We start from the raw sequence: 20,613 nt of genomic DNA on the forward strand, positions 1-20,613 counted from the left end.
ATTTATGCATTTACGTTAGCAGTTTTTTCGCACGCAAGGCAGCGTTATTCCGCGGTTTATATGAACATTTAAATTATAGTTTATTCCCAAAAATCACTGCCCACTAAGCGAGAATACTCTGCCATTATAGCGTCGATTAGGGCTTTTTTTGCTCAATAACCCTAATCTTATCGCCTTCTTTTACATTGTTTTTCTCGAACCACCCTTGATTCATTTCAAGCGCATAATGCACTTCACCACTGGATCCCACAGGCGTTAAGTCATGAGGGGATAGCGGCTTAATATCCAAAATTTTTCCATCTGATTGAATAAATGCGACATCAAGGGGAATATAGGTGTTCTTCATCCACATACTGGCATAGCGACTATGTTGAAAGTTAAACAACATACCGCAATCTGAGCACAGCGTTTTACGGTGCATTAACCCTTTATTTCGCTCTTCGTAGGTGCTTGCATATTCAACCGTAAGAGGTTGATTATTTACCTCTATTAGAATGGTCTTAGGTGGATTCTGAACCGCTTCAGCAAACCCACCCGTCATCGACATCAGAGCAAACACAAGTGTCGTTACAATGATTTGCATGAGCATCCCTCTGTGCCGTCGCTCGTTTCCCAAGACTCGAAATGCCCTTGCTGGCACTGGGATTTAACCGCAAAACATTCATTGGCACCATAACCAACCTGTGCGCCAGCTGCCTGCCCAACACCTTTGCCCAACACCTGCTTTATGTCAGTACTACTGCAACCCGCTGTTGTTAAGATTAAACCCGCGAACAAAATCGTCATACTTGTCGATACCCGTATACGAAATCCCATTGCCTTGGCCTTTATGTGTTTTAGACTTTACACACTTTATTGCATCATCGCTGCTACTGCCAGCCCTAAAGGTGTACCAACAATATAACCTGCGACACCCACGAGGACGCCGGGCGTAACTAACGCGGGCCAACCTCGAGCCATCGCCAGAGCAGGCGCAGTAGTTGCACCAAGTACCGCAGCGTTTGATGCGATAATGCACTCAGGTAATGACAACGCCAGTCCGGAATGGGGATTGCCTGTCAATCGCTGTGCAGCTTTAGAAATCAGCGCCCCACCACCAAACACAACAAGCCCATGTACGGTGAGTAAAATAATTACGAACGCTAACAAAATTGGCGCAGTACCTAATAGCTTTGCAACATCAGCGCCCGCGGCAATTGCCGCAAAGAAAACAAATGCAAGCACCAATCCTAAACTTTGTCCACCGTGAAGTTTCTGCATTTGTTTGGGAGCAAACGTCGCCGGCAGCACCGCAAAAAGAGTAATAAAGACATATCGAAGGCTCGCAAAGTTAAAATCGCTCCCTAACGAATTTAGTCCAGCAACCACGGCATCACTCAATGCAACAACTGTAAGAGAAAAGGCAATCGCACCTGCCATGCTGTATCCACTCACATTACGCTCTATAGACGATTGCGCCTGCCCTTCTTGCTCATCATGATTACGCTGTGCAAACTGGCGCATTAACCACGCCGATGCAGGCATTAACGCCAAACCTGCCAAAAAGATTGCACTCATCAAATTGTCTACTGCCGTTGCAGCAGAAATTATATTTGCGTCATCATATCCCGTAGATTGAATCACAGCCGCATAATTGACGGAGCCGCCCGTATAAGTTGCGGTAAAAATACCTGCTAAATCGCCCTCTCTGGCACCGAGGTCGACAACATTGGCTGCAATGATTGCACCTAGTGCCGTTCCAATACAGGCCAAAATAAACGCGATGCCTACACGCCCACTTTCAGCAATAATTTTTCTGACATCGGCGTGCATTAAAAAAAGAGGAATAAGCGCTGGTACCAAATATTTGAAAACAAAACTGTACGCTGGTGCGCTTTTTGGAATAAGTCCGATGTTTGAAGCCAATATAGCACCGAGAATGGCCCATACAGCCCCAGTGACCATTTTCCCCCAAGACTTTTGCTCAGCCCAAAAGCCAAATAGAGCGATTAAAAATAATGCTGCCGCCACAGCAAAAGGTTGATCCGCAGGGATCAAAGAGGACGATTCCATCATAGTATTCGCGCACCTTTATTATTGTAGGCACCTGTTTTACATAAAAAAGCCGGACTTATCAAAAAATAAGTCCGGCTTATGATGAAATAATGTTGCGATCTACGCTGATTTGGTTAAGACCAAACCAGACTTACACGCTGTTTTACATTATTAAGCAATGTTTAGCGTAGGAATAATCTTCTCTTTCGCCGCTTCTTCTGCTTTCTTGAATACGTCCATGTGGTCGAAGTTCAAGTAGCGGAAAATGTCAGCAGACATAGCATCAATCTTGCTCGCATATTCCATATACTCAGCCGCTGTAGGAATACGTCCAACAATTGCACCAACCGCCGCTAGCTCAGCAGACGTTAGGTAAACATTGGCTCCGTCACCTAAACGGTTAGGGAAGTTACGCGTAGAGGTAGACAATACCGTCGCACCCGGCTCAACACGCGCTTGGTTACCCATACACAATGAACATCCTGGCATTTCTGTACGCACACCTGCACGGCCATAAATGTTGTAATAGCCTTCTTCCATTAGCTGCGCTTTATCCATCTTCGTTGGTGGAGAAATCCACAGACGCGTAGGAAGCTGCCCTTTGTACTGCTCAAGCAGTTTACCCGCAGCACGGAAGTGGCCGATGTTAGTCATACATGAACCGATGAAGACTTCGTGCACTTCGTCTCCAGCAACGTCAGAAAGGGTTTTCGCATCATCAGGGTCGTTAGGGCAACAAACGATTGGCTCGTTAATGTCGTCAAGATCGATTTCAATGATTTCCGCATATTCTGCGTCTTTGTCAGCTTCCATAAGTTCTGGATTTGCCAACCACTCTTCCATTTTACGAGCACGACGCTCAAGTGTACGCGCATCGCCGTACCCTTCATTGATCATCCAACGTAACATGGTGATATTCGAGCGTAAGTACTCAGAGATTGATTCTTCAGACAGTTTAATTGTACAGCCCGCAGCAGAGCGCTCAGCCGATGCATCAGACAGCTCAAATGCCTGCTCAACGGTAAGGTGCTCAAGGCCTTCAATTTCAAGAACACGACCAGAGAACGCATTGATTTTGCCTTTTTTCTCAACAGTGAGAAGGCCTTGTTTGATTGCGTACAATGGAATGGCGTGTACAAGGTCACGTAGCGTGATACCTGATTTCATTTTACCCTTGAATCGAACCAAAACCGATTCTGGCATATCGAGAGGCATTACACCTGTTGCCGCAGCGAACGCCACCAAACCTGATCCTGCTGGGAATGAAATACCCATAGGGAAACGCGTATGCGAGTCACCACCTGTTCCCACTGTGTCTGGCAACAACATACGGTTTAGCCAAGAGTGAATGATACCGTCACCAGGACGAAGAGATACGCCACCACGGTTCATGATGAAGTCAGGCAATGTATGCTGAGTATCAATATCGACTGGCTTAGGGTACGCCGCTGTGTGACAGAAAGACTGCATGGTTAAATCAGCCGTGAAGCCAAGGCACGCCAAGTCTTTCAGCTCGTCACGCGTCATTGGGCCTGTTGTATCTTGAGAGCCCACTGTGGTCATTTTTGGCTCACAATACGTGCCAGGACGAACACCGTCTACACCACACGCTTTACCCACCATCTTCTGAGCGAGTGTGAAGCCTTTACCTGAATCTTTTGGTTGCTCTGGCTTGCGGAACAAGTCAGACGCTTCTAAGCCTAGTGATTCACGGGCTTTTTCTGTTAAACCACGACCGATAATCAAATTAATTCGACCGCCAGCACGAACTTCATCAAGAATCACTTTTGATTTGTAGCTGTATTCAGCCAGTACTTTACCCGTCTCGCTGTTGGTAATTTTGCCTTCATGCGGGAAGATGTCGATAACATCACCCATTTCCATTTCTTCCACGTCGGCTTCAAATACTAATGCACCTGCGTCTTCCATCGTGTTGAAGAAAATGGGAGCTACTTTACCACCGATACAAATACCGCCACCGCGCTTATTAGGCACGCCTGGTAAGTCTTCACCAAAGAACCAAAGTACCGAGTTAGTCGCAGATTTACGAGATGAACCCGTACCCACAACATCACCAACAAATGCAACAGGGTGACCTTTTGCTTTCACCTCTTCAACTTGCTTCATTGGGCCAACTTCGCCGTGTGCTTCGGGCTCAAGGCCTTCACGGGTCATTTTGTACATCGCGCGCGCGTGAAGTGGAATATCAGGACGAGACCATGCATCTGGTGCAGGTGACAAGTCATCCGTATTCGTTTCGCCAGTGACTTTAAATACGGTAGCCGTGATTTTTTCAGGTAAGTCTTTGCGATTTGTGAACCATTCAGCGTCAGCCCAAGATTGCATTACGCCTTTAGCATGCTCATTACCTGCTTTTGCTTTGTCTTCTACGTCATGGAACGCGTCAAACATTAGCAAGGTGTGCTTAAGTTCTTCTGCAGCAAGTGCCGCCAGTTTGTCATCATCAAGCAAAGATACTAGCGTTTCGATGTTGTATCCGCCATGCATGTTGCCTAGCAATTTTACAGCGTCTTCTTTAGAAATCAGAGGCGAAGATGTCTCGCCTTTTACAATCGCGCTCAAAAAGCCAGCTTTCACATATGCTGCTTCATCAACACCCGGAGGAACGCGTTCAGAAATCAGTTCTAGGATGTAATCCTCTTCACCTGCTGGCGGATTTTTTAATAGTTCAACCAGCTCTGCCACTTGCTCTGGATTCAGTGGTTTTGGTGGGACACCTTCTGCGGCACGTTCTTCTACGTGTTTACGATATGCTTCTAACACAATTTGGTCCTCTTGTTTTTACTCCGGAATTACGACATGTATTGGAGTATAGAAATGAAACCGTGCAAGTATAAGCGGAAATGATTAAAAATTAAATTTATTAACGCTTTTGAATACTTATGGTGGCTATTCAACAAATTAATACGTTTATATTTGTTAATAACCTGCGCAAATTTGTGTACATCTTTTGATTACTTGCTGCGAATACGCAAAAGCCGCCCGTTTGCACTATCCGTCAATAAATAAATACTTCCGTCTCCTGCCACACGAACATCGCGAATACGTTCATCTATTTCGTCGAACAATACGACCTCTGATTCGACCTCACCGCCCGCTACTTTTACCCAGCGAACGTCCCGAAACTTCAATGAACCAATCAACAACCCACCGTTTAATGACGGAAACATTTTATTATCGTAGTAAGCCATTCCCGATGGCGCAATAGAGGGTGTCCAATCGTGTAATGGCTGCTCCATGCCGTCATATTCGGTAAACGGCGTAATCATGGCTCCTGAGTAATCTTTGCCAAAGGTGATGACTGGCCACCCATAGTTTTTTGCAGACTCGATTATATTGATCTCATCACCACCAGCAGGGCCATGTTCATGAGCGAAAACTTTGCCACTGCGAGGTTCCAATACCATACCTTGTGGGTTACGATGACCCAGTGAATAAATGTAACGGGCGTTTTCTTCTTTGTGCTGTAAAAATGGGTTATCTTTCGGTAAAGAACCATCATCATGGATTCGAATAATTTTGCCTAACTGACTAGACAATCGCTGCGCATCTTCACGATAGTCAAAACCATCTCCGGTTGTTACAAGCAATGTTCCATCTGCCATAAACGCCATTCTCGCACCATAATGCACTGGCGTATCCTTCATAGGCTTCGCAGCAAATACCGTATCAATATTTAACAGTGTATTTTGTTGCAACTGCGCACGTATCACTTTCAATTGGTTCGCGTTGGCATTTCCTGCGGCATAGCTCAAATAAACCAGGTTGTTTTGGGAAAACTCAGGATGCAGTACGATATCTTGGAGCCCTCCCTGCCCTGCAACGAAAACGTCGTTTGGGAGTCCATCTATTTGAGAAGCGCTACCATCACTTATCTTAACGAGCCCACCGTTACGCTCAGCTATTAACATCTCCCCGTTTGGTAAAAACGCGAGAGACCAAGGATGATTCAACCCGTCTGCGACTTCTTCAATGACGTAATCGTCTTTCATCAGTTGCCCAGCTGAAACTAAACTACTTACACACATATGTAAAAACAGCAGACTACAGACAAATTGCGCTCTCATTTATTGACTCCTATTTTACGTTCGTGCTTTGATGGTAAGACATTCAAGATAAGTATATTTATACGTATCAATTCGCGATAACAACCATTTTGGGTAAATTTTTTATGAAAATAATTGGCGCTTACTTGTTTGCATGTTTATTGTCAGCAGCATGTACCTTTGTGCTCGCAAGCCTATTTCATACCCAATTTGTCCTTCATGAACTTGTAAAAATAGGCACCGAGATTACCTTTGGCACTCGACTAGAAATGACCCTAAGCGACTTGTCAGGCCTGTTAATCGGCTATGGAAGTGTCATCTTTATTGCCTTGCTATCGGGCTTTCTAATTGTGGATGTAATTAAATGGAAATTGTCAGCAATACCATCATGGCGCTATGTCGTAGCTGGTGGACTATCAATGGCTATGGCTTTGAGTCTAATGCAACCACTACTGGGCGTCACACTGATAGCCGGCGCTAGAAGCGATTTCGGATTTGTGTGTCAAATAATTGCAGGACTGTGTGGAGGCTGGATATTTATTTTGCTGAAAAACAAAAGGAGGCAGCCGCCTCCTTTACAGAAAAATGCTTAGAAGCTGTAACGACCTGTTAGCATCCAAGTGTCATAGTCTTCGCCAGATTCGAAGCTAGCACCTGCAGAGAAGTTGTCAGTGAAGAAGTATTGACCACCTAGACGGTACAATTTGTATGACTCATCACCAATTTTCACAATACCCGCAGACGCGTCTAGCTCAACATTAGATGCAACCATGCTTCTTACACCAAGGCGTAAACCCATTCCATTGTCATCATCACCATCAGACATATAGCCGTAAGATAACTTTGCTTCTGCGTGTTCAATAGAAACAATACCGTAAAAATCTGTACCTGTCGCAATTTCTTGGTTAAATCCAAGACCAATGCTCATCGTTTCATATTCAAACCTAAGTCCGTCGTCAGTTTTCGACATATCAGACACGCCCGCAGCCAAGAAGAAGTTTTCAGCAAACTCGAAAGAACCATTCAAAGCAAAACCGTCTGTATCGACATCAAGATCATCGAGAGATAAATCAGCGTAAGATGCTTCTACGTAGTTCCAGTTTGGCGTTTCAGCGGCAACGTGTGAAGAAAGAAGTGACGCCGCGATAAGTGAAGAAATAGAAACAAGTTTTTTCATTTTTAAATCCTTAATACAACGCTTAATCCATATATTAAGCGGCGCGGAGTATATCAGGATAAAATTTTGTAATTCAATTTCTTCTGCAATTTTTCATTTTACTTTGTTTCAAAATATTTACGAAGAAGATGAAAAGAAAAAGGTGGGCCACCTCACTACCGTTAACTATCTTGGCAACCCACCCCTTACAACACGTTGAGTCGGACCAATTACTCAACGTTTACAGGCAGATTCAATTTAATGCAAATGATAATGATTTGCAATACCAATCTTGAATTTTATTAATCCCACCATTTCATCCATTCGTACCAGAACGTCTCACACTACCCACCTAACTGATAAATTCTCTTCCCTCGCGAGTCAGTGAAGACTCGTCAAATATTTTTATGTCGTAAAATCAGGAACTAAAATGAACAAAAATATTATGATTGGTGCACTAACATTGTCTGCATTCCTGTCAGTATCAGACGCCTCTGCGCTCCCTTCAAAGCTAGACAATATGGAAAAACGTACGATATTCATCACGTCAGCTCAATTTAACGGCAATTTGGGAGGCACCGCGGGTGCAGATGCTAAATGCAATGAAGCAGCAGCACACCCTGATGCGCTCGTGCCTTCGGGCACATACAAAGCACTCATCGCAGACGAACAACAAGCTTGGGCAGATGTATTGCCGACGGAAAACGTATTGTATATGAGCGCCATGAATGAACCGACTACGACCGCGTTTCACCTATTACACGGACGCGGTGCCTTTAGTAGTTTGGGATTGAACGAATTTGGTGCATACCAAAGTATTTCTCAGGCATGGACTGGCTACACACCTACTAATGATAGCTTCATCAACAGTAAAAACTGCGCTAACTGGACGAGTGACAAAGGCTGGAGTGCACCACTATTCGACGAAGGTGCTACGTTTGACTATCCAGGTTACTATATCACCAGTTCTTTAGACGTCTGCGAATCACAACATAGTCTGATTTGCGTTCAGCAATAATGTTCGTGTTGCATAACACCTTAGACTAAAACATCATGCAGGCGCAGCTAACACGCCGCCTGCATGTTAATGACTAAAGTGTTGAACCAGTCCTCTGAACAAGGCCATATGCTTAGCATTCCAATTATGGCCACGTTGAGTAAAGCGATGATTTGCTGAGTTTTTCACAATTACAATGCGTTTATCTGGATCAATATAGATGAACTGATGATAGATGCCTCTAGCGAGGAACTCGTCTTCTGCCCCCTCAGGAAGCCACCATTGATAACCATAACCTTCGCGGTTGCTTGAGTAGGCATTAACGCCAGGTAGAGTATGCTGTCCATCTGGCGTTATAGACTCTGCAATCCATTCGGCAGGCACAAGTTGCTGACCTTGCCAGCTACCTTTATTTAAGTATAACCAACCAAATTTTCCATAATCCCTCAGAGCAACATGCAATCCCCCCAATGCCAACTCCATGTCATATTTATCTTTTAACCAGTAGGCGGGATACTCCATTCCTAAAGGGTGCCATAGTTTTTCTTGCAAATAATCGGTAAGACGTTTGGGTGAAATAGCACGATCAAGCACCATGCCTAACGCTTGCGTATCAATACTAACGTAATGGTTGTAAGTTCCAGGCTGACGTTCACGTTCTAGAGATGCTGTGAATTCGTCTAATGAATTACCAAATGCGATGATTCGTGAGAATCGATTGATATCTGAGTGAAAGTCACCATAATCTTCGTTGAACCTTACTCCTGATGACATTTGTAACGCATGCTTAATCGTCACACCATCATAAGCCGATCCCACGAGCTCTGGCACATAGTCGGTAATTTGCTGCTCGATACTTTTGATATACCCTTCATCTATGGCAATTCCAATCAGCGCTGATACAAACGACTTACCCATAGACCAAGAGATGTGAAGCTTGCTCTCCTCATGACCTTGAAAATATTCCTCAACACGAATCTCTCCGTCTTGTATCAACAATAAGCCTGTCGTGCCACTTTCCTTCAAAAAACTAGAAATATTTAACTCCGATTCTTGAAACGGAACGAATTCAGGCATGGGTTTACGTGCGACAGGGAACGTAAAGGGCGTATCTGCAGGAGGAATTCGGTTTGATTCAAAAGTGTGGTAAAGGGTAACAAAGTTGTCTACTATTTTGTCTTCATCATAAAGCGTAACAGCAATCCACAATCGGCTTACGCTCTGCCAATACAGTGCAATCACCAGCATTAAAATAACAATGAATATCATCGACGCTATAGACGCACGTCTCTTTGCGATTATCATGATATGTGCCTCGCTCTATGCAATTCAATATCAACGACTAACACCTACCATACGCTATCTAAGTAGTGATACTCAAGTGACCAGAGTCGAGGCAAGTCATGCATTAAAATCAATGAACAAGGCACTATTTTGAATGCCAACAATAACGGGGCAGCTGCCCCGTAAACGTATTTAGGTGTGAAATACGTTATGTTAATCTGATGCAACCTCCACGCGTTGACGTTCAGAGCTTTGCTTCTCTGCTAACACAAACTTTTCCCACTGACGCGCAACACCGCGACTGCGCTCAAAATTTTCAGCATTTGCCAGTTCATTTAGCGCATCATTAAATCGACGCTTGTTGTAATAGGCCATACCTAAGATAAGGTGAGGTATTCCAGCATTACGTAAGCCGCCTTTATCAATCGCATTTGATGCCGCAACTATTGCTTCATCATACTTTTCCATATTCAGTAAAATTTGAGCCAGTTGAGCATCTAATTGTCCATCCTCTGACAACGCCGCAGCTTGACGCATCACAGGCACAGCTTTGTCATTCTCTTTCGCCAAAGACCAGCTTTGCGCTAAAAATTTGAGATTACGAAGGTTACGCTCTAGCACGCCCTGCTCCATACCCATTTCCATCATTTTAGCGCTTTTGTAGGGCGCCTGATGGTAATAGTACAATTGGGCTAAATTGAACATATCAGAGGCACTGGTAATAAAGCCACGCTGATTTGCAGTCTCAAGCACAGCAAGCTGCTTTTTCTCTTCGCCAATTTCGCCATACATGCCGCCAAGCTGAATCCAGTATTTCGGCTCGTCAAATAATCGAACCATGGTTTCTAACACTTCTACGACTTTTTCAGGCATTTTGAGTTCGTAATAAATTGCACGCTGAAGCACATACCAGTTTTCGGGCACAGTAAAACCTTGCTCGCTGTTAAGCTGAGCGTCAATGGCGGCCTCGATGTAGCCAAGTGCATCTTGGTAGTTCTTTTGTTGGTACATGGCCTGCGCTTTCAACACATGGGTTTTTGCGGGCACAACGCCTTCATTCAACGACTCCCAACGCTCCAGATACTCAACAGTTTTGTTGTAGTTACCGCGCATCATATTTAGCTGAGCCAAACTAAATAACGTAGATTGCTCAAAAGACGCTGGGATCGGTTGTTGCGCAATCACCTTTTCAAACGAAGCGATAGCATCTTCGAAGTTTTCAACGTTATAGTGAATAAAACCATAAAAGTTGTACATCATGGCCAATTCATAGCTATTCATTGAACTCGCTCGTTCTTCCACCATTGCTAGCGCATTCAGTGCCTCTTGCGTTTTGCCCTCATCAGCTAAGCTCTGAGCCCTAGATAGTTGTTCATACACTTTTGAGCGTAATGCGGGGGTACGGCGGGTTTGTTGCTCACCAGACTCTTGGGCTAATACCCATTGTTGTCCGGTCACAACAGGGGCAGAGTATATGCCAAGGGTTATTGAAGCAAAAACAACGATATTTGAAATATGTCGCAGGTTCATCATCTGATTTTCCTTCTTAACCATCTATCTGAAACGAAATACGGTTCTGAACACCCGAGACTTCAGTTGCCTCGCCGTTGATGACCCGTGGCTTATACTTAAATTTCAGTGCAGCATCTACCGCAGCCTGATTAAAAATATCAGCTGGGTTTGCTTCAATGACTACCGGATCCTTTACCGAGCCTTGTTTGGTTACAGTAAATTCAACAATAACGTAGCCTTCTATACCTCGAGACAATGCACGTCGCGGATAAACAGGCGACACCTTAACAATTGGTAAGTACTCACCATCACCATTCTCCAATGCTAACCCGCCTTCCAATGCTACATCACCAGCAACGTCGGCAGCAAAATTCATGCTTGCGCCTTCCGCATCAGGAGACGGTGAATCCAACTGAGGCTGTTGCATTTGCGGAGGTGGCTCTTCGGGTTTAGGCGGTTTTTTCGGCTTTCGCTCTTTTTTCTCCACCGTTTCTTCTTGTTTAACACGAACGAAATCTAGTACGTTGCCTCTTGGCGGTTCCGTGAGTGCACTTCCCCCCATTTTGATCAGTGACTGCATGACATAAAACAGTCCAAGGGTAATCACTAACGAAAGTGCAAAGGCAATCAGTATTCTTGGCGCAGCCATAACTTATTGCTCTTGTGCAGCGATAGACACGTCATAAACCCCCGCCGCTCGAGATGCGTCCATGACTTTAATTAGGGTTTCTGTTGTCGCTTTTTTGTCTGCTTGAATCACAACCGTTCCTTGTGGATTTTCCGCATATAAGCGCTCAATATTCGCCTGTACTGCTCGCACATCAACACGACGCTTATTAATCCAAATTTCACCTTTGTCGCTGATTGCAACTAAAATATTGGCGCGGTCTTTTTTTACCGCTGTAGCGGCTTCAGGACGATTCACGTCAATACCCGCCTCTTTTACAAAAGACGCCGTGACAATAAAAAATATCAACATGATAAACACCACGTCCAGCATAGGCGTCATGTCTATGGCTGCTTCTTCTTCCTCAACCAAATTTTGGAAATGTTGTTTCATAACTTTCTCACTTATTAGGTCCTGTAGGGCGACTGGTTAATTTATTGATCCACTCTTCGCCCTAGCGCTGAATCTGTAATGCGTCTTCGATGTGGGTGCGTTCACGCTTTGCAGTACGAGTTAACCACGTTGATGCAAATACGCCTGACAACGCACCAACCATGCCTGCCATTGTAGGAATGGTCGCTTTTGATACGCCAGAGGCCATCGATCTGGCATTGCCAGAGCCAGAAATGGCCATGACATCAAATACCTCGATCATCCCCGTCACCGTTCCGAGTAGTCCAAGCAAAGGACAAAGCGCAACGAGTGCCTGAATAATGGTGATGCCAGAATTCAGGCGTAACGACACCTGAGACACCATTTTTTGGCGTATTTGTTCTGCATTCCATGACGCGCGATCTTGTCTGGCTTGCCACTGGGCCACCATACTTTTCTTAAAAACAGGGTGCGTCACAAACAGATAGAATGCTCGCTCAAGAATCAATAGCCACATAACGAATATCAGCAAACCGATGACCAGCAGAACCTGGCCACCTGTCTCTGTAAAATCTCGAATTGCCTCAAACACTTCGGTAAACATGCGTATTAGCCTCGCTCAGCGCGCTCAGCAATCACACCTGAAGCTTGTTCTTGTAAAATCGCCACGATATTGCGGTTTTGAGTATTGAGCAGTGCATATAGCAGCGTCATCGGAATCGCAACAACCAAGCCCAACACTGTCGTGACAAGGGCTGTAGAAATACCGCCAGCCATTAGCTGAGGGTCGCCTGTGCCGAATAACGTAATCGCCTGGAAGGTGTTAATCATACCGGTAACCGTTCCCAACAAGCCCATTAGCGGCGCGACGACAGAGATAATTTTGATAATCGTTAAATTACGTCCAAGTTTTGGCAACTCGCCAAGAATGGCCTCTGTCAGATGCAGTTCAAGTGCTTCGGTATCGGCCTTGGCGTACCTATCACGTACCTGCATTACGCGACCTAGTGGGTTGTTGTCTTTAAACTCGGGGGTTTTTAATTGCCTGTTCACTTTAGCACGCGTTACCGTTAACGAGATGAGTCGCTCTAATGCCAGTAACAGCCCTACAGCACCGACAGCAAGAATAATGTAACCAACGATGCCACCTTGCTCTACTCGTTCTTGAAGGTTTGGTGCTTGTACAAGTAGCCCCAAAATAGAGCCCCCAGTCGGATCTAAACCAAACTCAACTAGCTCACCTTTCGATTGTTGCAAAGCCGAAGCGGTGTCTTGATAGCGATCAACGGGCTGACGAACCAACTCAGAAACCGATCCTGTTACACCGTTGTACTCAAGGTATTTGCCATCTGAAACCAGCGCGAATGGCCCTACACGTACCACATCTTTATTCACTTTGTTTCCGCCAGCTTCAACAACATCCGTCTTGAACGTCGTGACTTTGCCTGATTCTGTCATTTCACGCTGAATTTCAAACCAGACACGCTCAATCTCTTCGATTGACGCCAACTTTGAGCTTGAGCCCATAGACTGAGCCAGTTCATCTAGAAATTCTGCGCGCCCTGGAATTTGTGCAGAGATCACCGAGTTGTAAAATTTGTTTTTCGTGTCACCCGATACTTGCTGTAACACACCAAACAGCTCTTTAAGCGAACCCAAGCGTTTTGTTAATGCTTCGTTTAAATCTGCAATTTTGAAATCATTTTCTTCAAATTGTGTTTCGAGTTGTTCTGAGTTTCTTAGCATCTGATCACGTTGCTGGCGTGCTTCACGCAACATTTGATCTTGCTCCGCTCGCTTCTGCGTGAAGATTTTTTCACGAGATACATTTTGCTGATTCTGCATGAACTGGCCTTGTTCAAGCTGCTTTAATAGCGCATCAAGATCCAAGGCTCGGCCTTCTTGCGCCCATGCCTGCCCAAGAAACAGGGTTGCCAGAAGGCCGCTTGCGATAGATTTTAGTAGTGTTTTCATTCTCGTCCCCTCCTTAGTCAGTCAATGCAACTGGCATCATAAGTAGATCAGGTGCCATTTGTTTTTTCGCCATACGTAACCCCTTGGTTACCTGTGTACGATAACTGGAAGGCAATGCTTCCCACTGGCGGGTGCGTTTATTCCATACGCCCTGTTCACTAGCATCACGAGTTTGATAAATTAATGCTGTACGCCCAACACGAAGAAAGTCAACATCTCGCTCCTGACCGCTTAGGGTGATCAACCCAGAGTAAGCTTCTAGTGTTTTGCCGTATTCCATCTCAATTTGATAGGCTTCCATCACACGACGAAACTTCTCTGACGCAGCAACATCTGCACGCTCCATCAAGCTTTTTAACTCATTGATGCGGGTAGCACGTTCTTCTGGAAGAAATGGAACATCTAATGCGATGAATTGCTCAAGCCCATCAATCATACGAATCATGAGTGGCGTAATTTGGCGCTCAATCACGCTGACTTCGTCGATGGCTTTATTTAAGTCAGCCATTTCTTGGTCTTGGTTAGCGATTTGCTTTCTCAATTGCGCGTTATAAACTTGCAGGCCATCAATTTCTTTATTGATCGTCTTAAACTGCTGAAGTTTAGACGCTACCTGATCCATAATGTTGTTGATTTTATCTTGAGACTTGGCAGCAGATTCATTAATTTTGGCTGCTTCTTTCGTCACAGGCTCAATATAGTCATTGTCTTGCGCTATGGCTGCATTAACCGCCAAGGCACTAGCGAGTATTGCAACTGGCAGTCGGTTGAAAAGCTTCATACGATCAAACCTTAAAATGTGAAAAGTCAGTAGAGCACTGACCCATTAAAACTGCGCAAAGGATAGGCCGAATGTGTGACATTTTTATTACAAATTTAAATACTTAGATGAGTAAAAAGCGCTAAACATCTCCTGTTTATGCCTCACTCTCAATAGTCACGGGACGTAGCGTTTTTTAAGGCGTTGAAATAAAAACGTCTTGCTCTGTATTCATTTCACTTTGAGATATATCGATTTTTTTGGGCAACTATTTTCAGTCTATGTATGACAATCACGTGAAGGAAGCATGACAGTAAAATGGAAAGGAAAATAATAAATATAACGAAAGAGAAGCTGTCACAAATCAGTAAAAAATCAACCATTTGAACATTAAATTACACTTAGAAAAAAGCCCTCATATGAGGGCTTACTTCACTAAATATTCATTTGATGATATTTGAGTTATCGCTCAACAACGGCATTGTGATAGACGTTTTGTACATCATCACAATCTTCCAGCATCGCCATAAATTTATCAAACATAGCAACATCATCGCCGCTCACCGGCGTTTCAGTTTGCGGAACCCAGGTGATCTCATCCACATCGAACTCAACACCTTCCAGTGCGTCTGTTAGCGTTGTTTTTGTCTTAAAGTATTCTGTATGCGGCGCAAAGACAGTGATTGTGCCATCTTCAGATTCCACATCAGTGACATCAACATCCGCTTCCATCAATAACTCAAGGATGGCGTCTTCATCGTTACCTTTGAAGCCAAGAATCGCTTGATGATCGAACATATGGGCAACAGCACCAGGCGCGCCAATTTTCGCATTCGTTTTAGTAAAGCAGTTGCGTACATCTGTAATGGTACGGTTATTATTGTCTGTCAGACAATCAACAATCACCATACAATTACCCGGTCCGAAACCTTCATAACGCGCCGGTACAAAGTCTTCACCTGCACCACCGGCAGCCTTGTCTATGGCCTTATCGATGACATGGCTTGGAACTTGGTCTTTTTTTGCTTTATCCATCAAGCGACGTAGCGCTAGATTCGTATCAGGATCAGCTCCACCATTTTTAGCGCACACGTAAATTTCTTTACCGTACTTTGAATATACTTTAGTTTTCGCGCCGGCCGTTTTCGCCATGGCCGCCTTTCTTACTTCAAACGCTCTGCCCATTCGAATTCTCTTCTTAATTCATTAATCACATTTCACGATAGTGGCGGAATTCTACCCGCACAGCCGTATCAGGGCAAATGCTCTGTGGCTAAATATTCGTGAGACTGCATTTCTTTTAATCGACTCAAACAACGCTTAAATTCAAAACTAAGCTGCCCTTCGGTATAAATTTCTTCAAGGGGTGCCTCAGCCGAAATGATTAATTTAACGTTGCGCTCGTAAAATTCATCCACCATTGCAATAAAACGACGAGCAATGTCATCTGTCGTTTGTCCCATTTGCTCAACATTGGCAAGCAGTACTGAATGGTATAAGCGACTGATTTCCATATAATCTGTTTGGCTTCTAGGACCATCGCACAGCTCTCGGAATTCAAACATCACCACGCCGTCGGCATTACGTATCGTGTTTATTTTTCGATTTTCAATATCAATCTCTTGATTCAGCGTGCCTTCTTCTGGTGCCAACTGTTTAAAATACATATGCAGATTTTCAGAGGCGGTTTTATCAAGTGGATAATGGTATATCTCGGCTTGCTTTAGGGTACGTAAGCGATAATCAATGCCGCTATCGACATTCACAATGCGCGTGTTTTGTTCAATGAGTTCAATGGCTGGCAAAAAGCGAGCGCGCTGGAGCCCGTTACGATAGAGCTCTTGAGGCACAATGTTAGATGTCGCCACCAGTACGATCCCCTGAGCAAACAACTCTTGCATTAACGTTCCAAGAATCATCGCATCAGTAATATCTGATACAAAAAATTCATCAAAACAAATTACCTTCGCTTCTTTAGCAAAGCGCTTGGCAACAATTTTCAAGGGATCTTGCTCACCAGGTAATGCTTTTAGTTCTGCGTGCACTTTGTGCATGAATCGATGAAAGTGAATACGCAATTTATTGTCAAAGGGCAAACAATCGTAAAATGTATCAACCAGATACGTCTTGCCACGACCAACACCGCCCCAAAAATAAATTCCCTGAATACCAGGGCGTTTCATTCCTTTACCGAATCGTTCGGCTAAGCGCACACGCCATGTAGCTTTTTTCTGGGGTTGCGTCAGTTCGTCATACAGCCGCTGCAATTCTTTTACTGCACGCTCTTGTGCCTCATCATACTTAAATTCCGGACTTTGCAAGTCTTGCTGGTATTTTTGCCAGGGAGTCATGGCCACATTTTTACCTTTTAACACATCTTGATTCAAAATTATTTGACCGCATAGTTTGCTTAGCGAGTATCATTAAGTAAAGACTTTCTGAATTTGGAGTAATTATGGACTGGATTGTTGGAATTTTATTATTGCTTGCTGGCGTGATTGTCGGCTTCTTTATCGCGAAATATGTTTACGCAAACCAAAACAAAAAAGCGAGTAAAGACACAGCCAACACACTCAAGCAAGTATTAGCACAGCAAGCGGCAAGTCATATTAATCAAAGCCGCATGATTGTAGATACCTTAAAACTTGAATGTGAAAAGCTTGAAGAAGAAATCAATGGTTACGAAACGCTTTTGCAAAGCGAAACCAAAAATGAAGGTGGCGCGAAGCTAAATTACTTTGGTGAACACGCGACGACTATCATTGGCAATCAGCAAAAGCGAGAAAAACGCGCTGCTAGTGCCACAGATGTGCAACCACGTGATTTCTCAATGGGTGGTTCGGGCCTGTTCGACGGCTCAGTAAATGAGCAAGTCGTCGACAAACAAAAATAATTAGTGAACTTTTTTCTGTAACACTAAGTCTTTGTAAAACAGTCTGTTGCAAACTGAATATTTTTGTTCAGTTCACAGGTTTAAGACTTAGTGACTTAGCAACTGGCATTCGTTGGCATAGGCCAACGATATCTGTAACTATGGATTTAGCATCGGAGAATTTTCTAGAATGAAAAAAAACGCCAATCGAGTTGTCATCGCAGTTTTCATGATGTTCAGCAGCCTAATAGGTGCATCATCGGTCACGGCAGCATTACCGTTTTTTGGAGAGGATAAGCCGCCTTCACTGGCCCCCATGTTGGAAGAGACCATGCCTGGAGTCGTCAGTATTGCGGTAGAAGGAACACAAGTTTCTAGGCAGCGAATACCTGAAATGTTTCGTCATTTCTTTGGAGGCCCAAGCGAACAAGTGCAAGAAAGGCCATTCAGAGGGTTAGGGTCTGGTGTTATTATCAACGCAGAGCTAGGGTATGTCGTTACCAACAATCATGTGGTCGATAATGCAGATAAAATTATTGTAAAACTGGCCGATGGTCGAGAGTTACAAGCCAAAAAGCTAGGCGCTGATGAGCAAGTAGATATTGCATTATTAAAAATTGATTCAGACGATTTAACCGCGATACCGCTCGCTAACTCAGATAAACTTCGTGTAGGAGATTTCGTCGTTGCAATTGGTAATCCATTTGGTTTAGGCCAAACGGTGACCTCTGGAATTATTAGTGCCTTAGGACGCTCAGGTCTTAACATTGGTGGCCTTGAAGATTTCATTCAAACTGACGCGGCTATTAACCGAGGCAACTCTGGCGGTGCACTGGTGAGCTTGGATGGTAAGTTAGTTGGAATCAACACCGCAATTTTTGGCCCTAATGGTGGAAACGTGGGCATTGGTTTCGCTATTCCAAGCAATATGATGAAGAGTCTGGTTGATCAAATTGCTGAATTCGGTGAAGTCAGACGTGGACTTCTCGGCATTTTAGGCCAAGATGTTGACGCAGGTTTGTCTGAAGCAATGGAGCTTAGTGTGAGTAAAGGGGCATTCGTAAGCGAAGTCCAACCTGACTCTGCAGCTGAGAAAGGCGGATTGCAACCAGGCGACATCATTACCTCCGTTAACGGTAATAGTTTAAATGGTTTCTTTGAGCTTCGAGCCAAAATCGCGACATTAGGCGCCGGATCAGAGGTGAAACTGGATGTATTACGTAAAGGTAAGCGTGAAACAATTACCGTCGTATTAGATGATGCTAAACAAAGCGTCGTTGAGGCCAAAGAAATGCATCCTGCACTGGAAGGTGCAACCCTTGCTAATGGCCAGACAAAGCGAGGCGATGCAGGTGTAGAAATTACCGAATTGGTAAACCGATCTCCAGCTGCACGCATTGGTCTTGAAGAGGGCGATGTGATTGTTGGCGTAAACAGACAACGTGTTAATTCAGTTTCTGAGCTGCGCAACATTCTTGATGAAGCAAAAGGCGTAATCGCCTTCGACATTCAACGCGGTAATTCTACCCGTTACATTGTTATCCGCTAATTACATTCTTTATTTTTCAACCCAGCATCTGTCGTCAGAAGCTGGGTTGACTTCTGTGTCTCAACAAGCCAGCACTGCCACCTTTCACGCCAGCAATCAATTTGACATTTAACAGCTAATCTCAATGGCTGAAATCAAGTTATCAAATTCACCTTAAAATCAAGCATATATCACGATTGTTACTGTTATAATTCAGGGTTCAGTGATATGCTTTCTATCACGTACACTCAATGCTTTTTAATCACGTGAAACTTCCCAGCTGGATAACCTTCATTCTTCGCTCTGCACTGTTAGGCGTGATTATTTCCGTATTAATGCTACTTCTTGTGCCAGAGCTTCGCCGTGGAAGTGGTATTACACTGGATTGGTTCGCTTACGAAAGTAGCGCGCCAGAAAAACTGAGTTATTACAACGCAGTGAGTCATGCGGCTCCTGCGGTGGTAAACATTTACAGTAACAGTATTGATGTGCAAAGTAGTTTGTTTACCCAACGCTCTGTAGAACGGACGCGCACTAGTTTGGGGTCCGGTGTGATCATGACTGAAAATGGTCATATTCTTACTTGTCTGCACGTTATTCAAAATGCAGAAACCATCTTTGTTGGACTACCAGACGGACAATTAGCCGCCGCGGATTTGGTTGGACAAGATATTCATACTGATTTGGCCGTTCTAAAAATCGACGTAGAAAACCTTCACGTGATTCCACAGCTAGACGACCCAGATACGCGAGTGGGCGATGTTGTTCTAGCCATAGGTAATCCTCTCAATCTAGGACAAACTATCACACAAGGTATTGTGAGCCGTATTGGCAGAAATATTTCATCGCATTTTATCGATTTTATTCAGACCGATGCAGTGTTAAATGAGGGGAATTCTGGCGGTGCATTAGTAGACAGCAATGGGTACTTAATTGGTATCAACAATGCCAACTTTAAAACAGTCGATAACCGCCGCCGATTAAGAGATGTCGACGGTGTATTTTTCGCAGTTCCGTATAAACTCGCTCGGCGCGTAATGGATGAAATTATTGCAACAGGGCGTGCAACCCATGGAGTATTAGGGTTCTCTGCAACGTCGATGCCCAACACCATAGGCATTGTTATCAATACCGTATTTCCAGGCGGACCGTCCGAACAAGCAGGTCTGCAACCAGACGACGTTATTATGGCAATAGACGGCGTGGCAGTAAAAAACGTTTACGAGACACTGGATAAAGTAGCCAGTAGCACGCCAGGTACAATACTTACTTTAGAGGTAAGAAGAAACGGTGAAACCCTTAATCTACCGGTGACTGTAGCTGAATTAGGCCAGCAATAGTACATTGATTAGCAGCGTAGACAGCAGCTAGAAACATTAAAAAATAGGGA

Annotated in this window: 20 protein-coding genes; 5 read left to right on the forward strand and 15 right to left on the reverse strand. The window is 44.3% G+C overall.

Annotated features, from left to right (window positions below; genetic code table 11):
* Window positions 1–136: 136 nt before the first annotated feature.
* The 5 genes from OE749_RS02795 to OE749_RS02815 all read right to left on the reverse strand — a co-directional run bounded on the left by OE749_RS02795 (window position 137) and on the right by OE749_RS02815 (window position 6,122).
* Complete coding sequence (locus tag OE749_RS02795) at window positions 137–583, reverse strand: DUF192 domain-containing protein (RefSeq protein WP_263710823.1); 447 nt, start codon at window positions 581–583, stop codon at window positions 137–139.
* On the reverse strand, window positions 568–816 hold the full coding sequence (locus OE749_RS02800) for a hypothetical protein (RefSeq protein ID WP_263710824.1): 249 nt from the start codon (window positions 814–816) through the stop codon (window positions 568–570). Before OE749_RS02800 ends, OE749_RS02795 begins: the two co-directional genes overlap by 16 nt.
* A gap of 36 nt (window positions 817–852) precedes the next feature.
* Window positions 853–2,055: a DUF819 family protein gene (locus OE749_RS02805; protein ID WP_263710825.1), complete on the reverse strand. Its 1,203-nt coding sequence runs from the start codon at window positions 2,053–2,055 to the stop codon at window positions 853–855.
* 150 nt (window positions 2,056–2,205) lie between these two features.
* Window positions 2,206–4,818, reverse strand: coding sequence for a bifunctional aconitate hydratase 2/2-methylisocitrate dehydratase (acnB, locus tag OE749_RS02810; RefSeq protein WP_263710826.1), 2,613 nt, complete (start codon window positions 4,816–4,818; stop codon window positions 2,206–2,208).
* Between the two features lie 191 nt (window positions 4,819–5,009).
* Window positions 5,010–6,122 carry a PQQ-dependent sugar dehydrogenase gene (locus OE749_RS02815; RefSeq protein WP_263710827.1) on the reverse strand — a complete coding sequence of 371 codons (1,113 nt, stop codon included), beginning with the start codon at window positions 6,120–6,122 and terminating at the stop codon, window positions 5,010–5,012.
* 104 nt (window positions 6,123–6,226) lie between these two features.
* Here OE749_RS02815 and OE749_RS02820 point away from each other — a divergent pair, with 104 nt between their 5' ends.
* The gene (locus tag OE749_RS02820) at window positions 6,227–6,694 is read left to right on the forward strand and encodes a hypothetical protein (RefSeq protein WP_263710828.1); all 468 of its coding nucleotides are present in this window, start codon (window positions 6,227–6,229) and stop codon (window positions 6,692–6,694) included.
* On the opposite strand, the gene OE749_RS02825 is transcribed toward OE749_RS02820, so the two are convergent.
* Window positions 6,691–7,278 carry a porin family protein gene (locus OE749_RS02825; RefSeq protein WP_263710829.1) on the reverse strand — a complete coding sequence of 196 codons (588 nt, stop codon included), beginning with the start codon at window positions 7,276–7,278 and terminating at the stop codon, window positions 6,691–6,693. The genes OE749_RS02820 and OE749_RS02825 overlap by 4 nt on opposite strands.
* Window positions 7,279–7,687: 409 nt before the next feature.
* Between OE749_RS02825 and OE749_RS02830 the strand changes: the two genes are divergently transcribed.
* Window positions 7,688–8,275: a DUF1554 domain-containing protein gene (locus OE749_RS02830; protein ID WP_263710830.1), complete on the forward strand. Its 588-nt coding sequence runs from the start codon at window positions 7,688–7,690 to the stop codon at window positions 8,273–8,275.
* Between the two features lie 66 nt (window positions 8,276–8,341).
* On the opposite strand, the gene OE749_RS02835 is transcribed toward OE749_RS02830, so the two are convergent.
* The 9 genes from OE749_RS02835 to zapE all read right to left on the reverse strand — a co-directional run bounded on the left by OE749_RS02835 (window position 8,342) and on the right by zapE (window position 17,174).
* Window positions 8,342–9,559 carry a serine hydrolase domain-containing protein gene (locus tag OE749_RS02835; protein WP_263710831.1) on the reverse strand — a complete coding sequence of 406 codons (1,218 nt, stop codon included), beginning with the start codon at window positions 9,557–9,559 and terminating at the stop codon, window positions 8,342–8,344.
* A gap of 192 nt (window positions 9,560–9,751) precedes the next feature.
* Window positions 9,752–11,071: a tetratricopeptide repeat protein gene (locus tag OE749_RS02840; protein ID WP_263710832.1), complete on the reverse strand. Its 1,320-nt coding sequence runs from the start codon at window positions 11,069–11,071 to the stop codon at window positions 9,752–9,754.
* Between the two features lie 13 nt (window positions 11,072–11,084).
* On the reverse strand, window positions 11,085–11,699 hold the full coding sequence (locus OE749_RS02845; RefSeq protein WP_263710833.1) for an energy transducer TonB: 615 nt from the start codon (window positions 11,697–11,699) through the stop codon (window positions 11,085–11,087).
* Window positions 11,700–11,702: 3 nt separating this feature from the next.
* Window positions 11,703–12,110, reverse strand: a complete 408-nt coding sequence (locus OE749_RS02850; protein WP_263710834.1) for an ExbD/TolR family protein — start codon at window positions 12,108–12,110, stop codon at window positions 11,703–11,705.
* Between the two features lie 61 nt (window positions 12,111–12,171).
* The gene (locus OE749_RS02855) at window positions 12,172–12,693 is read right to left on the reverse strand and encodes a MotA/TolQ/ExbB proton channel family protein (RefSeq protein WP_263710835.1); all 522 of its coding nucleotides are present in this window, start codon (window positions 12,691–12,693) and stop codon (window positions 12,172–12,174) included.
* 5 nt (window positions 12,694–12,698) lie between these two features.
* Entirely contained in the window at window positions 12,699–14,063 is a 1,365-nt protein-coding gene (locus tag OE749_RS02860; protein ID WP_263710836.1) for a MotA/TolQ/ExbB proton channel family protein, read from the reverse strand.
* A 13-nt stretch (window positions 14,064–14,076) separates the two neighbouring features.
* Window positions 14,077–14,844, reverse strand: a complete 768-nt coding sequence (locus tag OE749_RS02865; protein ID WP_263710837.1) for a DUF3450 domain-containing protein — start codon at window positions 14,842–14,844, stop codon at window positions 14,077–14,079.
* Window positions 14,845–15,285: 441 nt separating this feature from the next.
* Window positions 15,286–16,008 carry a YebC/PmpR family DNA-binding transcriptional regulator gene (locus OE749_RS02870; protein ID WP_263710838.1) on the reverse strand — a complete coding sequence of 241 codons (723 nt, stop codon included), beginning with the start codon at window positions 16,006–16,008 and terminating at the stop codon, window positions 15,286–15,288.
* A 68-nt stretch (window positions 16,009–16,076) separates the two neighbouring features.
* Window positions 16,077–17,174, reverse strand: coding sequence for a cell division protein ZapE (zapE, locus tag OE749_RS02875; protein WP_263710839.1), 1,098 nt, complete (start codon window positions 17,172–17,174; stop codon window positions 16,077–16,079).
* A 104-nt stretch (window positions 17,175–17,278) separates the two neighbouring features.
* Between zapE and OE749_RS02880 the strand changes: the two genes are divergently transcribed.
* From OE749_RS02880 to OE749_RS02890, 3 genes are all read left to right on the forward strand, one after another.
* Window positions 17,279–17,716, forward strand: coding sequence for a YhcB family protein (locus tag OE749_RS02880; protein ID WP_263710840.1), 438 nt, complete (start codon window positions 17,279–17,281; stop codon window positions 17,714–17,716).
* 169 nt (window positions 17,717–17,885) lie between these two features.
* A complete protein-coding gene (locus OE749_RS02885; RefSeq protein WP_263710841.1) occupies window positions 17,886–19,244 on the forward strand; it encodes a DegQ family serine endoprotease in 1,359 nt (452 codons plus the stop codon).
* A gap of 230 nt (window positions 19,245–19,474) precedes the next feature.
* Window positions 19,475–20,563 (forward strand): trypsin-like peptidase domain-containing protein, encoded by a 1,089-nt coding sequence (locus OE749_RS02890; RefSeq protein ID WP_263710842.1) that lies wholly within the window; start codon window positions 19,475–19,477, stop codon window positions 20,561–20,563.
* Window positions 20,564–20,613 lie beyond the last annotated feature (50 nt).

This window comes from Fluctibacter corallii, from assembly GCF_025751585.1.
GTDB lineage: Bacteria > Pseudomonadota > Gammaproteobacteria > Enterobacterales > Alteromonadaceae > Fluctibacter_A > Fluctibacter_A corallii.

Excerpts from the sequence above, each read along its gene's own strand:
- OE749_RS02820 (WP_263710828.1), top strand. The coding sequence starts at position 6,227 with ATGAAAATAATTGGCGCTTACTTGTTTGCATGTTTATTGTCAGCAGCA.
- OE749_RS02795 (WP_263710823.1), bottom strand. The coding sequence starts at position 583 with ATGCAAATCATTGTAACGACACTTGTGTTTGCTCTGATGTCGATGACG.
- OE749_RS02860 (WP_263710836.1), bottom strand. The coding sequence starts at position 14,063 with ATGAAAACACTACTAAAATCTATCGCAAGCGGCCTTCTGGCAACCCTG.
- OE749_RS02825 (WP_263710829.1), bottom strand. The coding sequence starts at position 7,278 with ATGAAAAAACTTGTTTCTATTTCTTCACTTATCGCGGCGTCACTTCTT.
- OE749_RS02835 (WP_263710831.1), bottom strand. The coding sequence starts at position 9,559 with ATGATAATCGCAAAGAGACGTGCGTCTATAGCGTCGATGATATTCATT.
- zapE (WP_263710839.1), bottom strand. The coding sequence starts at position 17,174 with ATGACTCCCTGGCAAAAATACCAGCAAGACTTGCAAAGTCCGGAATTT.
- OE749_RS02805 (WP_263710825.1), bottom strand. The coding sequence starts at position 2,055 with ATGATGGAATCGTCCTCTTTGATCCCTGCGGATCAACCTTTTGCTGTG.
- OE749_RS02845 (WP_263710833.1), bottom strand. The coding sequence starts at position 11,699 with ATGGCTGCGCCAAGAATACTGATTGCCTTTGCACTTTCGTTAGTGATT.
- OE749_RS02865 (WP_263710837.1), bottom strand. The coding sequence starts at position 14,844 with ATGAAGCTTTTCAACCGACTGCCAGTTGCAATACTCGCTAGTGCCTTG.
- OE749_RS02870 (WP_263710838.1), bottom strand. The coding sequence starts at position 16,008 with ATGGGCAGAGCGTTTGAAGTAAGAAAGGCGGCCATGGCGAAAACGGCC.
- OE749_RS02850 (WP_263710834.1), bottom strand. The coding sequence starts at position 12,110 with ATGAAACAACATTTCCAAAATTTGGTTGAGGAAGAAGAAGCAGCCATA.
- OE749_RS02880 (WP_263710840.1), top strand. The coding sequence starts at position 17,279 with ATGGACTGGATTGTTGGAATTTTATTATTGCTTGCTGGCGTGATTGTC.
- OE749_RS02855 (WP_263710835.1), bottom strand. The coding sequence starts at position 12,693 with ATGTTTACCGAAGTGTTTGAGGCAATTCGAGATTTTACAGAGACAGGT.
- OE749_RS02890 (WP_263710842.1), top strand. The coding sequence starts at position 19,475 with ATGCTTTTTAATCACGTGAAACTTCCCAGCTGGATAACCTTCATTCTT.
- OE749_RS02885 (WP_263710841.1), top strand. The coding sequence starts at position 17,886 with ATGAAAAAAAACGCCAATCGAGTTGTCATCGCAGTTTTCATGATGTTC.
- OE749_RS02840 (WP_263710832.1), bottom strand. The coding sequence starts at position 11,071 with ATGATGAACCTGCGACATATTTCAAATATCGTTGTTTTTGCTTCAATA.
- OE749_RS02800 (WP_263710824.1), bottom strand. The coding sequence starts at position 816 with ATGGGATTTCGTATACGGGTATCGACAAGTATGACGATTTTGTTCGCG.
- OE749_RS02815 (WP_263710827.1), bottom strand. The coding sequence starts at position 6,122 with ATGAGAGCGCAATTTGTCTGTAGTCTGCTGTTTTTACATATGTGTGTA.
- OE749_RS02830 (WP_263710830.1), top strand. The coding sequence starts at position 7,688 with ATGAACAAAAATATTATGATTGGTGCACTAACATTGTCTGCATTCCTG.